A 12,702-nucleotide genomic window follows, 5' to 3' on the forward strand; every position below is an offset into this window, starting at 1 on the left:
TCCGCTTAACCGAATCGGCGCTCAAAAATTCAGGAAAGCCCTCATGGCCCAGCCGCTTTTCGACTTTGACCTCAAACGCGTCTCGCACAAGCACTACATAACAGGCAAGGCCGCCATCAATTTTCCACATCCTGGAAGCACCACGGGTGGATGGCATTTCCTTGCATATTTTGATCGGGAATCCGGCGTGTGTAAGGTGTCGTTAGCAGGCATTCATTACCCTGACACCACAGCCTACTTTGGTGACCTTGGCATCATCGACGTGACCGATGAGCTAGCAAAGCGTGGATGGTCAGTGGATGGCCATCGCCTGTTCATGGCAGATCACTATAGGGCTGCTGCGGACATGATTGTGAGATGGGCACTGAGCGAGTCCAACCACTGCAGCGTCGAGATTGATGATTGGTTTCCCTCTCGTGAGGAAAGACAGCGACTGCTCGAGCTTCTAGATACAGGAAGGTCAAAGCTTTCCGAGGTTGGCCGATGGCAAAAAGTGGACGCGTGGCTGCGTACGCAAACCTTTAGATAGGCTAGTCGCTAGTCTGGATGGAGCGTGGTGCCAGTGCTAAGTGGTGCTTCGGCCCCAAGGGCCCCAGGTCGGTGGATTTTCGACGATATCAATAGATGTGCTGAGCTCGTCTTGCATGCGTTCGAAGACTTTATCGAGACAGGGGTGAGCATTCAATTCTCGCAGTACATTCACTAACTCCAGAAGCTCTCGACCCTGGGCTAGCGGCATCTGGATATCGCAGTACACCGTGTCATCGTCGTCTTGTCCCATTGCCGTCATCCGTTCAGTCTGTTTCAGGTTTGTATCTGGCAGCCCTGTGCTGCTCCAAGTGCCGCATCTCTACATCCCAGCCAACCAAGAATTTATCCCAGTCGCAGGCGTAAAACCCATCTATCAACCTGGTCGACCCTACGCTTGCTTGCAGGAAGCGTTCTCTCCACGGCAGAGGGATATCGAGTTCCAAGACAATATCAATGCCGGAGTTATGACGCTTCACCGAGACGACGTCACGCACCTCACTCGATTCGAGTGCCTTATCCGTGGAAGGTCTGCTGTCTCGCTCTAGGGCATCGAGGTTATCGAGGACGATAAGGAGTTCAGATGCGTTGGGATCACCAGGGTGGAGGTTGGCTAGAGCCTAAAAAGCTTTTCGCCTATTCCTTTCAAGTTCGCGCAGTTGATCGCCGGTCATTTCAGCTTCCTGCAGATAGGTTGGAGCTGGTTGATGATTAGTGCGTGACGCCGGAGGCGCAGGGCTGTCGTAAACCAAGCCATGGCAGGCCATGTCTTGACCCTTCGGGCGGACATCCGGCACGCCTGCGCGCTCCGCTTGCCGAAGCGCTCCAGGCTTGAATTTTCAGAATCCAGGATAGCTTCACTCCGCTATTTCCGATATGTGATTCCTTTTCTGCTCATAGCCAAAGTGTATCCTCGGGGAAGGGAAAGCGTACGAGCGCCTAAGGAACCATTAATGACTGAAATTCCACGTGTACCAGGAAGAGCCTACCAAGTGAATCGTGATCCTGAACGCTTGCTCATCGAAAAGCGAGCCGAGGCTCTCTCACTATTAGGCTATCCACTGGTACTACACGACGATCCGGCGATACATGCTGAGCAAAGACTCAAAGAGGCCAAGGAGGCAGCTCGTTCGACGCAGGTTGGTGGCATTTACGAACATACTTCAACTGAGAAATGATGCGCGAGGCACTTAAGTAGAGATCTCGTTCGAGGAAGCCTGAAAAAAATCTATAACCAGAATGTAATCAGAATGGCAGTAGTCGACATGGCCTCAGACCTTTGCTGATCTCCAGCAACTTTCCCCACTCATAGGCCACCCCCTTACGCGTAGATTCAGAAAGAAATCGGCAGGCGAGAGATCAGCTACGATCTATGCACCAGATCATCAAGGAAGATACCGATGCCAAATAGCTCTGAAGCGAACATAGCCACCGCAGACGCTCTCACACTGCTACTGCACAACCAGCATGCAATCTGCGCAGCCATTGAAGAGGTGACTAAGTGGCTCCTTGATAACGGAGCGGAGAATGTAGCCGCTAACGCAATCGGGGCGATGGAGACGCTGGACAAGAATGCTCAAGGCATCACAGATGCCATCATGCGCCTGCGTCATTCTTAGGCATATCCCATGCTCTTTACGGATGCATGGATCAGGAGAGAGCCGTTGCAGGAAATTCTTGTCCCTCCAGTTTCTCCATCACCAACCCAATGAATGCAGACACAGCTAAGGGCAAATGTTGCCGGCTGGGGTAAAGCACATGCAGGCCGTATCCGGTTCTATGGTACTGCGGCAGCACAGACACAAGGCGCCCTGTCTGAAGATCAGACTTAGTCATGGCGGGCGGCAGCAAGGCAATTCCAAGCCCAGCCAACGTCGCCTTGCGCAAAGCTTGGGCGGTGTTTCCATTGAAACGGCTAGTGACCCGCACCTCTTCCGCCGCATGGTTTGGCCCATGAAGAACCCGGGTGGTGAAGCCGCTATGATGGCCAAAGCTCACGCAATCGTGTTTGACCAGATCTCCAAGCTCAGTAGGAACGCCTCTCTTTTTTTAAGGTAATTCGGGCTGGCCACCAAACCTTCCTTACCAGCTCCAAGGAGCTGGCGACCGACGTATCCTGAGTCCTGCAACGCTCCGCCTCGAAACGCAATGTCGATACGATCAGCGATCAAATCGGCGCGTGCATCACAAGCTTCACGGGTTCAGCGGACTGACTGCTGGAACTAACACTCTGGTAACGCACAAATAAAAAGGGCCCCAGGGGCCCTTATGCACTCAAACTAAAGTCACTTGGTCAGCAAGGACTCAACAGTCGCAGAATGGGTTGAAAAGTCTTAATTAGCTTTGTTCTCAACCAGGCAATTGCCTCCATCCACTACGAGCAGCTCACCGGTGATGTAACTCGCTTCAGGTGAAGCCAGGAACACAACGGCGGCGGCCACTTCGTCTGGTCGCCCCGCTCTCCCGAGAGGCGTAGATCGTGCGGCTTTGACCTCATCACGCGTGCTCGACCAGGTAGCTATCCAGCCAGGGGCAACTGAATTAACCGTGATACCTTGATGAGCAACCTCAAGAGCTAGACTCATGTTCATTCCTACCATTCCCGCCTTTGCAGCACTATAAGCAGCCTCCCCTGGATTACTGGCCCGTGTGCCGGTAGTTGAGCTGATGTTCACTATGCGGCCATAGCCTCTCGCCCGCATCCCAGGCAACACCCCTTGAGTTAACAGAAACGCAGTTGTCAGATTTCTAGCAATGGAAAGATTCCAGGTTTCGAGGCTCGTACCCGTGAACTCGGCGAACGGCTCTGGGCTCCCTTGCATCGCCATACCGGCATTATTTACAAGAATATCGATGCGCCCCCAGACGGCCTCAGCCCAAGCGACGAATTCACTCACCTGAGTTTCCTGAGTCAAGTCGACCGGTCGACCCACTGCTTCGAAGCCGGCGGCGCGTAACTCCGCAACCCGCTCATTGATGCGTGCGCTGCTTGCCGTGACGATCAACTTGGCCCCTTGAGCCCCAAGACGACGGGCAATGGCCATACCGATTCCAACCTCACTGCCCGCTCCACTAACAAGCGCCACCTGATCCGCCCAGCTTGAATTCATCATCCTTGCCTCCGTTGAAGGTTTGCGAGAAGCACATGAATGGAGGTGTAGCAGATAGCCGAAAACGAAGGTGGAGGATTCGGTCGCTTACGTCGATTAACTGGCCCTTTATTTGTACTCAAACTAAAATCACTCGGTCAGCCAGGACTCAACGGTGGCGGAGCCATGCTCTCTGCTCTAAGTTTTATACGCGCCACTCAATACGCGAATTCATGCCCCAGTTCACTTTCCATCCACTCTAAAAAGCGTCTGACGCGCGGAAAGCTGGAGTGCGCTTTTGGGAACACAAGATGATGAGCGGCTATCCACATCAATCTTGTCGCGACTGAAGTGCAAAGACTCGTACCTATTCAAATCATGGCAGATCAAAACTGTTATTCACTATGTCTGTTACAGAGATCCACCGTTCTGCATGATACCGAATGCTCCGCAACGTACTTGGTTTGAAATCAAGGCCGCAAGGACACCAACGTAGCCATGGCAGTGCGGCCAGTTGGTGCTCGCTAAATAAGATGAAGATGAGTCATTTTGAAAAAGAGTGAGCTCCCATACAAAATTTGCGCCACTTGCGGCTTTCCCTTCTCATGGAGAAAGAAATGGGCACGCTGCTGGGAAGAGGTTCGTTACTGCTCGGAGCGCTGCCGGCGCAGCAAAAGCTGAACAAAAAAATTCCTAGCGGGGTTGGTATTACCTGAGAAACCATTACGAGACGCTCAACCCCGTACACTCAAATGGCAAGTCATTCGTTATAAACAACGTAGCAAAGCCGTTACGGCTTTTTGCCATTATTTCCCCCTGCATTCCCGCTGGGTATTCTTCCTAAATGGAATGACGAGGAGAGCTGGTTAGTGCCGTCCAGCTTACAAGCTAGGAAAGAGCTGCTCCCCTAATCGGCGTAGTCGCGTCAAAGAAGACCCGCTGATCTGATTCAGTGTGCCAATATTATCGAGCTGCTACCTTGGAGTACAAAAGCTGCTCATAGGATGACTATGCGACTTTCAGATTTTATCCTCAAAAATCTTGAGCTTATTCTGCAAGCCTGGGAGCAATTTGCCAGATCCGTAGATACACCGATGCCGCCGATGGACTCGCGTGGATTGAGGGATCATGCAGAGTACATTTTGAGGAATGTAGCGAATGATATGCGGAGGACGCATTCTCCGCTGCCACAGGGTGTCGAACCCCAAAAGCTGGAGGCCACTCCAGAGGATGTCACCGCAGCCCAAGTTCACGCGCAGACTCGCCTTATGGCGGGTTTCACGCTTGATCAGATGGTCTCCGAATATCGCGCCCTCCGTTCGAGTGTACTTAGACTTTGGCTGGCTCAAGGGTACGCGGGTGAAGACCATCAAGTTGAGGACATGATTCAATTCAACGAGGCGGTAGATCAAGCGCTTGTAGAGGCAGTCACCGCTTATGGTATAGCGGCAGAGAAAACGCGAAAGACAGTCCTAGGTGTATTGGGCCACGACCTGCGCACTCCATTAGGCGCTGTGACTCTGGGCGCCGATCTGCTGAGGCAGAGTGAAGAATTGGGTAGCCATGGGAAAAGGTTAATTTCCCAGATTTCCCTCAGTGCCCAAAACGCCAACCAGATGGTGAACGACCTGCTCGACCTGGCACGCTGCAACCTTGGCACCGGCATCCCGGTACGACCGGAAAACGCTGATCTCTCGTCCATTTGTAAATCTGTCGTCGATGAACTCTCAATTGCCCATCCCAACGCGAAAATCCTTTTCAACAAGCCAGGCCCACTAAAGGGCCATTACGACCCCCAGCGCATTGCTCAAGCCTTCTCAAATCTCATTGGTAACGCCGTGCGCCATGGCGATTCTCAGCAGCCTATCAATGTCTCATTGGGCGTTGAAAGCACCAGTACGTTTTTTAGCGTGCAAAATTATGGTGAACCGATTCCCTCCAGTGTGCTATCCACTCTTTTCGATCCGGAGGGTCGCTATTCCCGACATTCCAATAATGATAAAGGAGTATCTTCAGGGCTCGGCTTGGGGCTGTTCATCGCGGCTCAGATTGTAGAAGGCCATGGAGGAACCATCGAGGTCGAATCGACGTTGGAGAAAGGAACGCTTTTCCGCGTCGTATTGCCCGTTGGCTGATGACCAACGCTCAGAATTATGCCCGACGAGAAATCTATATTATTTGCTTTGCTGTCTATCGATAGCTTTGGTCAAAACCCGGATTATCGACACCGTTAAGAGTTGATAATCAAGCAGGGGCCAAAAGGCTCCTGACTTCAGCGATCATCAAATCAATCTTGAATGGCTTGGCCAGTACGGCATTGAACAAGTCAGACCTCTGCATGCCGATATGTGCTTGTGCGCCGCTCATCAAGATAATCGGCAGGTGACTTACGGAAGGTAAGGCTCGCACGGCTGTGGCGAACTCGAGACCATCCATGACGGGCATCATGAAGTCCGTAATGATCAGTGATGGCCGCTCGCGCTCCAGTACCTCAAGCCCTTTCTGGCCATTGCTGGCTTTCACGACCATGAAGCCTTCGTCCTCCAGCGCATAGCCAAGAATATCTGCGATCAAATACTCGTCGTCGACGACCAAGATGGTGGTCATGTCAATTCAACCCGAATCCAAGACTTAGGACGTAGAACCAGGCAGCGCTGAGTGATTAGAAACTGGCGGTTCATTTCTTGAAGCCTTTTTCAGGTCAACGTCTTGGTCACGGATGACGACCTCGAATCGCGAGGGGTCATAAGAGCTATCTCGTACTTTAAGAATTGAAATTGTTCTGCTTAGTTCAGAGTAATTCTCGAAGAAGCGCATGAGTATGAGGTTGTCAACGATGCTGGACAGATCGGAGTTCGGAGCGCTGACCTCGGAGCCGAATAAATCTCGCATCTCCCATGAGGCCAACACAGTTACCCCCCTGGATCGCAACTCGTTCATCAAAGCACTGTAGAAGTCTGTGATTCGCGCAGGGTTCGTCGAAACCCGCGTCATGCCGCTCAGGCTATCGATGAACAAACGTTTGATTCCTTTTTCCTCAACCAAACTTAACAGCCGTGCGCCCAAGCCATCCAGCAGGCCTTCGGTGGTGGGTTGCCAAGCAATACTCAGCGCACCGCTTCGTTCCATTCCTTTGATGTCGATCCCAAGCGATTGACCCTTTAGGCGCAAACGCTCTGGGCTTTCATAGAAGCCAAAATGAAGTCCAGGGGCATCAACGGTCGACTCGTTCAGAAACTTAAGGCCCAAGGTTGTTTTACCGATTCCGGAGGGCCCCATGAGTAGCGTAACGCTGGAACTGTACAATCCGCCGCCGAGAATGATGTCCAATGAGGCAACACCACTGGCGATGCGCGTCATATCGGCGCTGTCATTTGACGAAGGACGACTGTAAAGGGTCTCCAAGCGTGGATAGACCACCAAGCCGTGGTCGTTGATCTCACACTCATGAAGCCCGGTCAGGGCCCCGCTACCGCGAGTCTTGCGAAGTTGGATGCGGCGCACGGAGCGAGTGCCATACAGCTCTTCGCCCATTTCAATGACGCCGTCGACCATTGTGTGCTCAGGGCTGCCGTCATCTAGCCGGGAACTGGTCAGGAACAACACAGTACAGCCGGCGAAAGCGGCATGGCCTTGAAGCTCGGAGATAAATTTCTTGGTGTCGATGGGGGAGTCGGCTTTGGAGCGCGCATTGAGCAATCCATCCACCACCATCACAGTAGCTTTCTGGCGGCTGATCTCGCGTCGCAGCAACTTTACGACTTCATCGAGCCCCTCATTCTCCAGGGTGTCAAAGGCGCTGACAAACTGGATTTCAGCCCCCACCATGGACGCATCGAAAAAGCTCAATGTCGAAAGAAATTGGAAAAGGCGATCATGGGACTCGGCAAGCAATGTAGCGACCAAAACTCGGCCACCATTTCGGGCATGATGGAACCCCAATTGATTGGCCAAGATGGTTTTACCAGACCCCGGACGACCCTGAATAATATAGGAAGAGCCTGAGACCAGACCTCCCTTTAGCAGAGCATCCAGTCCTTCGATTCCGCTTTGAAGGCGATTTAGCGTTTCCACATTGCGACCCTGATCTGAAACAGGCTGTTGAAGCCGAATACGTGAATGCTAACTTCATTTTCACGTGGGAGCCATCTCACTTTCAGACCCTAGATGAGAGGAGAAATATTTTCTGATACGTGAATTCCATTGGTACTGGGGATAACGAAACCGTTGATCGAAGCGATGGGCAAACGGATCTATATCCGCCATCACGGACTCTTCAGTGGAGTCCAACCGCTGGATATTTTGAGCAAAGAAAGCGCCGTAAATGCGAGCCTTGAACGTCATTCAGTAGCCTCCAAGGGCGGTACACCATCGCGCCAGTGCATAGCTGCGGAATCATAGGATGCCGTGAACGCGCAGATCAGCGCTGCGAGTTGAATCCTGCGCGACACACCGCTGCTACTTTACAACCTGAATTAGACTCGCGTGTACGTTTTGCAGTGGGCCGTGCGCCTGATTCTGGCCTCTTCTTTCAACTCGGCCACCAAGGTTGCGATTGCATGGCTGTTGACCAGCTTGGTCGAATCTAAACCGACGACCGTAAGCTGTTCCCTTTCCGTACTGGCGTCGAGCAACTGAACAGTCATGCGATTGTCCGCGAATATGGAGCAAATGCATTTGGCAGGCAGGAATGCTGTCTCAATAATGTGTCTTAGTTCTAAGTGTGAAAGCATGTGAAATCCCTCTACATTAATCCTTACGCTCATAGCGATTTGAGATGAGGATAAAACTTATAAATCTAAATTCGTTTCGAAGGTTGTCTCGAAGCCGGCGACAAATCTCCACGACTCAGATCTTCCACAGAGCGCGTATAAGCCAACGTGGCCACCTGTATTAAAATTTTCCTCTCTTCCGTACCGATGATTCCCTTCTCTCGAAAATTGTCAGCTAAGCGCAGTAATTCGTCGTATTGATCCTGCGCACCCATTCGGGCTTCCGGATTCACAAGCAACTCATGCCAAGTGGAAAAGGCCTCCACCTTCGAGTCGTCGTTCATGATCAAATCTCCACAGTGATATGAACAATGGATGCCCGTACGCATTGAGGGTTTCCCCTTACACGACGTGCGGTAGTCGATCTCTCCATATTGCTTCCCTTGAGGACTCATGGTGTCGAAGCTAGACCTACACCAACCCCTTCTCTTTAGGATCAAGCAGGGCGAGGCTCACGCCAAAAGAGGCCGCAGTGACAATTGATTTGAACGCAAGCCCTTAAGCGCTTTCTATCTAGGTACATGGGCATCGGTAACCAAGGCAATCGTCGTTTGTTATCGACGCCTGGAAGCTAAAGGGACGGAAGATCTGCGCAATGATTAGAGGTAATAACCAGCGAAAATTTTTCACCCCCCTCAGACCATCCTTGATTCTGACCGGCCTCGGCTTGCTGACTGCGTGCGCCGTTAACACTACGCCGTCCTATGTCGTTGCACCGGGCGAGGAAAAGACAGCCACTACGCGCGCACTGGATACCGGTGCCGCCCTACTTCAATCGCGCCCGCCCATCGATGAACTTAATGCCTACCTGGATGGTTTCCATTTTTACAGTGGCCATCCCGAGGCTCAAATGGAGGCTCATCACTATTGCTCCATTCTCAATGAGCAGGTGATCCAGTGCGTGATCTATGATGGAAATCGCAAGGATGCGAAGCTCATGGGGGTGGAATACATCATCGATGAGCAGCTATTTGCTAAATTGCCGAACGCTGAAAAAGCGCTTTGGCACAGCCATGTTCATGAAGTGAAGTCGGGCCAACTGATTGCTCCTGGCATTCCGGACGTTGCAGAACATGCGCTTATGGAAAAGCTCATCCATACCTATGGCAAGACTTGGCATACGTGGCACACCGACCTCAACAAAGAGTTACCGCTAGGCGTACCGCAACTGATGATGGGATTCACAGCTGATGGCCAGATCAACCAGCAACTGGTAAGCGACCGGGATAAAAGATTTGACGTCGATAGCTCTCGGAAAAAACACGCCCGTGCCGCCATCTCTGTCCCACCTATAGACCCAGGTGCTGATGCGTGGCGCAATGGAAAGGGCTTTCAAATCGAAGATCCGACTGGCAATGAGCATCGGCACTGAATCATCAAGCTGACTGGCTAGCCTTTGGACTTTTCGTGAGTCAGCACTGCCAGAAAAAGCAGTTACAGGTTCCGTCTAGGGTTATAGATGGGGCAGCTCTGGCGCTGCGTCCGTCTACGTTCAAGGAGATTGCCATGGCCACCACTGCCGCGCGCTTAAACTACTTTCACGACACCCTTTTCGGCCCGATAGCAAAAAGTATTGATTGCAATCTGGTCATCACGCCTATCACCCCCGGCGCTTTTCAGGTGCAGGTACATTTTCCAGTACCAGATGACCTACATAAGGCTAATTCCTTAGTCATTATCCTTTCCTCCAAGGAACATCTAACAGGCTCGGTGGCTCAGATTCGCAAATTGGACGACGGAGGTCTGGAATTCCAGATTGATGTATGAACGTCCCTCGATGTAGCTGAGCTTCGGAGATCCATCGAATGAGCAAGTCGAAAGTGATGTCAGGTGCCGTGCAAAGAATTCCCAATAACAGTCGCTTGCCGGTACCCATTTACCCCGTCTCAATTGCCGTTAAGGAAAGCGACCCGGTATCACCGGTCGAGACCGTCCTCAGAGCCAATGGCTGGCCGCCACAATGGCGATACAAGATTTATTAGCTAGCTGAGTGGTTTCCATCCTTGGAACAAAGATAGAGATTGCTCGCGACCCTTAATCTGGGAGAACCCAACATTCCAGGGTTAGGTAGGCCGCAGAAAATGGAGATTTGGCTAAGCTCGCAATAGGTTTATGAAGCTAGGCTGGTCAGGGAAGATCGTTATGGCATGTGATTTTGCCTCAATGACTATCCGCTAGAACTTTGGTGTATCGCCTGTGGCTTCCGCAATGGTGGCCAAAGCCTCCTCCATATCGACGATGTTGTCTTGAAGCTTCTGAAAAACCAATAGGAAAGCGCCGTCCACATCCACGGTCTGGTGACCGCGAAGCGTACCTACTCTTTCATTCTCCATCTGCTGGAGACGGTTTACGCTCTCTCGCAGAGACAACAGCTGATTAAAGATGGCGCCGATTTGGGCTTGGCTCTGTGCACTCATTGATGCCACCCAAGCCTTGAACTGATCTCCCTTCGATAGGACGTATCGATTTGAGCCGGAACCTGCCTGACGTAGTCCCGCGCGTGCTCCTGCGCATCTGCTCTCAAACAAGCTAGATATGAAACAGCGTCATCAACAGTTGGGATCAAACCTTCAACGTCTTCGAATCTGGGCGGCAGTGCAGTCCAGATGACTGCGTCCAATTGGTGTAAGAGTGCCCATTCGGCGATTACCCCCACCGGGGAGCTGCTGGTGGTGAAAACACCGATCCCATCCTCCCTGTCCTCTGGAATTTGCTCTCGGACACGCAAGGCCTCGCATGCCTCTTCAAGGTTTTCTACATTCAACACTGCCCAGAGAACGGTGCAAGGATGCGCATTCGCGCAGATTACCGTTGCGAGCTCTCCCCCCTCACTGACTCGCGCAAATTCTATGGGCAAACTCGGCCCATCCAACAACCATTTGCTTGCGAGCGGTAATGCTCCTGGTTTCCAAATCAGGGATCCCCATCCTAGACATGCAATTACCATTGAGTAGTTCCTGTGGTTAGAGATGCGCAGGCGAGAACGGAAATCGAATTCCTGATAAAACTGACTTCCTTGAAAAAGATCGAAAGTCTTTTTCGCAGCCGCCCATTATTTTGGATTCGACTCAGCCTTTTGTTTTCCTAGGGTCAGCGGCACGAGGAAAGGTACGCTCCTCTTGAATCGTCCCATCCTCTTTGTGGATTTTCAGAGAGGCTGTTTTACCCTGCAAAAATTCGCTGGCTATTTCAGTGATTTCCGCTTTCGTCGAGGCCGTTTTGGAAGCACGTTGTGCGCCCTCTTTGACAAGCTCCCAGGTGTTTTCTTTTTTTGTGATGTGGTAGTTATCCATGGATCACCTCGACATGATTCATCAACAACAGCTAGAAGGTTGACCATTGTCGATCTGGAGAGTTTGAAAGGATTGGCGAAGAAACTAATACTGCCCTCGACTGCGTGTGCGGCCCTCCTCCACAAGGACGCCACCGAGCGGATTAGCTGACCTAGGTGCGCTCCAGGCTAGCCTTAGCGTTTCGGTTTGCGATCCTTGGTGCCTTCTCTTCATCGTCGTAATGGCGGCAAAGAAATTCGCGGATCAAGACGGCAGTTCGTCTAGCGCTGGTCACCACAAAGAAGTGCCCCTCGCCCTTCAGAATGCGAAGTTCTGAACGTCGAATTGTGCGGCGCAGGATATGGGCGTTGTATGCCTGTATTAACGGATCGCGGTCGCCGGTTAGAACCAGCGTGCGTTGAGGCAGCCGGGACAACCGAAGCAGGCTTGTCCATCCGATCAAGGCTGCGAGCTGGAAATAGTAGGTTCGCGGATTAACAGAGAGCATGCCTTTCATCACACCGAACCGCAGCAGCGTGTGAATTGAATTGCGGGAGCTATCTTGATCGCGCATTTTGGCGTTTTTACTCGTACGGAAAAAATCCATAACGTCGGCAGGCTTCATCAACAGCACTGGGCCGGGAGAGGTTGCCGCGAGGATCAGCCTGCGTACCATGCTCGGGTAACGAAGAGCGAATTCTTGAGCCAATGCACCTCCCCAACTCACCCCGAACACATCGACCTGGTCGATTCCCAATTGCTGGAGCATCTCTGCAATCACGTCGGCATGGCGTGGCAGGCGAATGGGCCAACGGGGCATTTGCGACTTGCCGACCCCAGGCACGTCCAGCGTGATGGTCATGAAGTCGTCCAGTTCATCGCGCAGCGGATCGAAGGTACGAATCAAGCCACCCAGACCATTGAGCAAAAGCAGCGGCGAGCCTTGACCGCAGATCGAAACGTTCAACTGCAAGCCCAGCGTGGTTAGCCTGTGGTTTGTCATGATTTCTCCATGCTGCACGCAACCGGGAGCCATTGTAG

17 protein-coding genes and 2 pseudogenes are annotated in these 12,702 nt (G+C 52.1%); 7 read left to right on the plus strand and 12 right to left on the minus strand.

Annotated elements, in window-relative coordinates:
- The first annotated feature begins 43 nt into the window (after nt 1-43).
- A complete protein-coding gene (locus ACOZJV_RS09525) occupies nt 44-529 on the plus strand; it encodes a hypothetical protein (protein ID WP_421547455.1) in 486 nt (161 codons plus the stop codon).
- A gap of 36 nt (nt 530-565) precedes the next feature.
- Here ACOZJV_RS09525 and ACOZJV_RS09530 read toward each other — a convergent pair whose 3' ends face one another.
- Nucleotides 566-781, minus strand: a complete 216-nt coding sequence (locus ACOZJV_RS09530) for a hypothetical protein (RefSeq protein WP_421547456.1) — start codon at nt 779-781, stop codon at nt 566-568.
- 700 nt (nt 782-1,481) lie between these two features.
- Here ACOZJV_RS09530 and ACOZJV_RS09535 point away from each other — a divergent pair.
- Together ACOZJV_RS09535 and ACOZJV_RS09540 are read left to right on the plus strand one after the other, a co-directional pair.
- Entirely contained in the window at nt 1,482-1,706 is a 225-nt protein-coding gene (locus ACOZJV_RS09535) for a hypothetical protein (RefSeq protein WP_421547457.1), read from the plus strand.
- 222 nt (nt 1,707-1,928) lie between these two features.
- Entirely contained in the window at nt 1,929-2,147 is a 219-nt protein-coding gene (locus ACOZJV_RS09540; RefSeq protein WP_064053317.1) for a hypothetical protein, read from the plus strand.
- 31 nt (nt 2,148-2,178) lie between these two features.
- On the opposite strand, the pseudogene ACOZJV_RS09545 reads toward ACOZJV_RS09540, so the two are convergent.
- From ACOZJV_RS09545 to ACOZJV_RS09555, 3 genes and pseudogenes are all read right to left on the minus strand, one after another.
- A pseudogene (locus ACOZJV_RS09545) lies at nt 2,179-2,714 on the minus strand (substrate binding domain-containing protein); the annotation flags it as partial.
- A gap of 147 nt (nt 2,715-2,861) precedes the next feature.
- The gene (locus ACOZJV_RS09550; RefSeq protein WP_421547599.1) at nt 2,862-3,638 is read right to left on the minus strand and encodes an SDR family NAD(P)-dependent oxidoreductase; all 777 of its coding nucleotides are present in this window, start codon (nt 3,636-3,638) and stop codon (nt 2,862-2,864) included.
- 197 nt (nt 3,639-3,835) lie between these two features.
- Nucleotides 3,836-3,943 (minus strand): annotated as a pseudogene (locus tag ACOZJV_RS09555) (LysR family transcriptional regulator); the annotation flags it as partial.
- 223 nt (nt 3,944-4,166) lie between these two features.
- Between ACOZJV_RS09555 and ACOZJV_RS09560 the strand changes: the two are divergent.
- Nucleotides 4,167-4,298, plus strand: a complete 132-nt coding sequence (locus tag ACOZJV_RS09560; protein ID WP_421547458.1) for a DUF2256 domain-containing protein — start codon at nt 4,167-4,169, stop codon at nt 4,296-4,298.
- 329 nt (nt 4,299-4,627) lie between these two features.
- On the plus strand, nt 4,628-5,752 hold the full coding sequence (locus tag ACOZJV_RS09565; RefSeq protein ID WP_421547459.1) for a sensor histidine kinase: 1,125 nt from the start codon (nt 4,628-4,630) through the stop codon (nt 5,750-5,752).
- Nucleotides 5,753-5,861: 109 nt separating this feature from the next.
- Here the strand turns inward: ACOZJV_RS09565 and ACOZJV_RS09570 are convergent, their stop codons facing one another.
- The 5 genes from ACOZJV_RS09570 to ACOZJV_RS09590 all read right to left on the minus strand — a co-directional run bounded on the left by ACOZJV_RS09570 (nt 5,862) and on the right by ACOZJV_RS09590 (nt 8,673).
- Nucleotides 5,862-6,224: a response regulator gene (locus tag ACOZJV_RS09570; RefSeq protein WP_093543612.1), complete on the minus strand. Its 363-nt coding sequence runs from the start codon at nt 6,222-6,224 to the stop codon at nt 5,862-5,864.
- Between the two features lie 24 nt (nt 6,225-6,248).
- On the minus strand, nt 6,249-7,691 hold the full coding sequence (locus ACOZJV_RS09575) for an ATPase domain-containing protein (protein WP_421547460.1): 1,443 nt from the start codon (nt 7,689-7,691) through the stop codon (nt 6,249-6,251).
- A 60-nt stretch (nt 7,692-7,751) separates the two neighbouring features.
- A complete protein-coding gene (locus ACOZJV_RS09580; protein ID WP_421547461.1) occupies nt 7,752-7,961 on the minus strand; it encodes a hypothetical protein in 210 nt (69 codons plus the stop codon).
- A gap of 131 nt (nt 7,962-8,092) precedes the next feature.
- Complete coding sequence (locus tag ACOZJV_RS09585; RefSeq protein WP_421547462.1) at nt 8,093-8,383, minus strand: DUF1652 domain-containing protein; 291 nt, start codon at nt 8,381-8,383, stop codon at nt 8,093-8,095.
- Between the two features lie 32 nt (nt 8,384-8,415).
- A complete protein-coding gene (locus tag ACOZJV_RS09590) occupies nt 8,416-8,673 on the minus strand; it encodes a hypothetical protein (protein WP_421547463.1) in 258 nt (85 codons plus the stop codon).
- Between the two features lie 311 nt (nt 8,674-8,984).
- On the opposite strand from ACOZJV_RS09590, the gene ACOZJV_RS09595 reads away from it, so the two are divergent.
- Entirely contained in the window at nt 8,985-9,761 is a 777-nt protein-coding gene (locus ACOZJV_RS09595) for an OBAP family protein (protein WP_421547464.1), read from the plus strand.
- 134 nt (nt 9,762-9,895) lie between these two features.
- Nucleotides 9,896-10,156, plus strand: coding sequence for a hypothetical protein (locus ACOZJV_RS09600; protein ID WP_421547465.1), 261 nt, complete (start codon nt 9,896-9,898; stop codon nt 10,154-10,156).
- 407 nt (nt 10,157-10,563) lie between these two features.
- Here the strand turns inward: ACOZJV_RS09600 and ACOZJV_RS09605 are convergent, their stop codons facing one another.
- From ACOZJV_RS09605 to ACOZJV_RS09615, 3 genes are all read right to left on the minus strand, one after another.
- Nucleotides 10,564-10,806, minus strand: coding sequence for a hypothetical protein (locus tag ACOZJV_RS09605; RefSeq protein ID WP_421547466.1), 243 nt, complete (start codon nt 10,804-10,806; stop codon nt 10,564-10,566).
- Between the two features lie 651 nt (nt 10,807-11,457).
- A complete protein-coding gene (locus ACOZJV_RS09610) occupies nt 11,458-11,682 on the minus strand; it encodes a DUF2188 domain-containing protein (protein ID WP_093543593.1) in 225 nt (74 codons plus the stop codon).
- Nucleotides 11,683-11,833: 151 nt separating this feature from the next.
- Nucleotides 11,834-12,664 (minus strand): alpha/beta fold hydrolase, encoded by an 831-nt coding sequence (locus ACOZJV_RS09615; protein ID WP_421547467.1) that lies wholly within the window; start codon nt 12,662-12,664, stop codon nt 11,834-11,836.
- Nucleotides 12,665-12,702: the final 38 nt, after the last annotated feature.

The organism is Pseudomonas sp. QD4 (genome assembly GCF_049199125.1).
Taxonomy (GTDB): domain Bacteria; phylum Pseudomonadota; class Gammaproteobacteria; order Pseudomonadales; family Pseudomonadaceae; genus Aquipseudomonas.

Coding starts and splice junctions, on each gene's coding strand:
- ACOZJV_RS09535 (WP_421547457.1), top strand. CDS start 1,482: ATGACTGAAATTCCACGTGTACCAGGAAGAGCCTACCAAGTGAATCGT.
- ACOZJV_RS09600 (WP_421547465.1), top strand. CDS start 9,896: ATGGCCACCACTGCCGCGCGCTTAAACTACTTTCACGACACCCTTTTC.
- ACOZJV_RS09570 (WP_093543612.1), bottom strand. CDS start 6,224: ATGACCACCATCTTGGTCGTCGACGACGAGTATTTGATCGCAGATATT.
- ACOZJV_RS09595 (WP_421547464.1), top strand. CDS start 8,985: ATGATTAGAGGTAATAACCAGCGAAAATTTTTCACCCCCCTCAGACCA.
- ACOZJV_RS09565 (WP_421547459.1), top strand. CDS start 4,628: ATGCGACTTTCAGATTTTATCCTCAAAAATCTTGAGCTTATTCTGCAA.
- ACOZJV_RS09550 (WP_421547599.1), bottom strand. CDS start 3,638: ATGAATTCAAGCTGGGCGGATCAGGTGGCGCTTGTTAGTGGAGCGGGC.
- ACOZJV_RS09580 (WP_421547461.1), bottom strand. CDS start 7,961: ATGACGTTCAAGGCTCGCATTTACGGCGCTTTCTTTGCTCAAAATATC.
- ACOZJV_RS09525 (WP_421547455.1), top strand. CDS start 44: ATGGCCCAGCCGCTTTTCGACTTTGACCTCAAACGCGTCTCGCACAAG.
- ACOZJV_RS09610 (WP_093543593.1), bottom strand. CDS start 11,682: ATGGATAACTACCACATCACAAAAAAAGAAAACACCTGGGAGCTTGTC.
- ACOZJV_RS09585 (WP_421547462.1), bottom strand. CDS start 8,383: ATGAGCGTAAGGATTAATGTAGAGGGATTTCACATGCTTTCACACTTA.
- ACOZJV_RS09530 (WP_421547456.1), bottom strand. CDS start 781: ATGGGACAAGACGACGATGACACGGTGTACTGCGATATCCAGATGCCG.
- ACOZJV_RS09605 (WP_421547466.1), bottom strand. CDS start 10,806: ATGAGTGCACAGAGCCAAGCCCAAATCGGCGCCATCTTTAATCAGCTG.
- ACOZJV_RS09590 (WP_421547463.1), bottom strand. CDS start 8,673: ATGAACGACGACTCGAAGGTGGAGGCCTTTTCCACTTGGCATGAGTTG.
- ACOZJV_RS09615 (WP_421547467.1), bottom strand. CDS start 12,664: ATGACAAACCACAGGCTAACCACGCTGGGCTTGCAGTTGAACGTTTCG.
- ACOZJV_RS09540 (WP_064053317.1), top strand. CDS start 1,929: ATGCCAAATAGCTCTGAAGCGAACATAGCCACCGCAGACGCTCTCACA.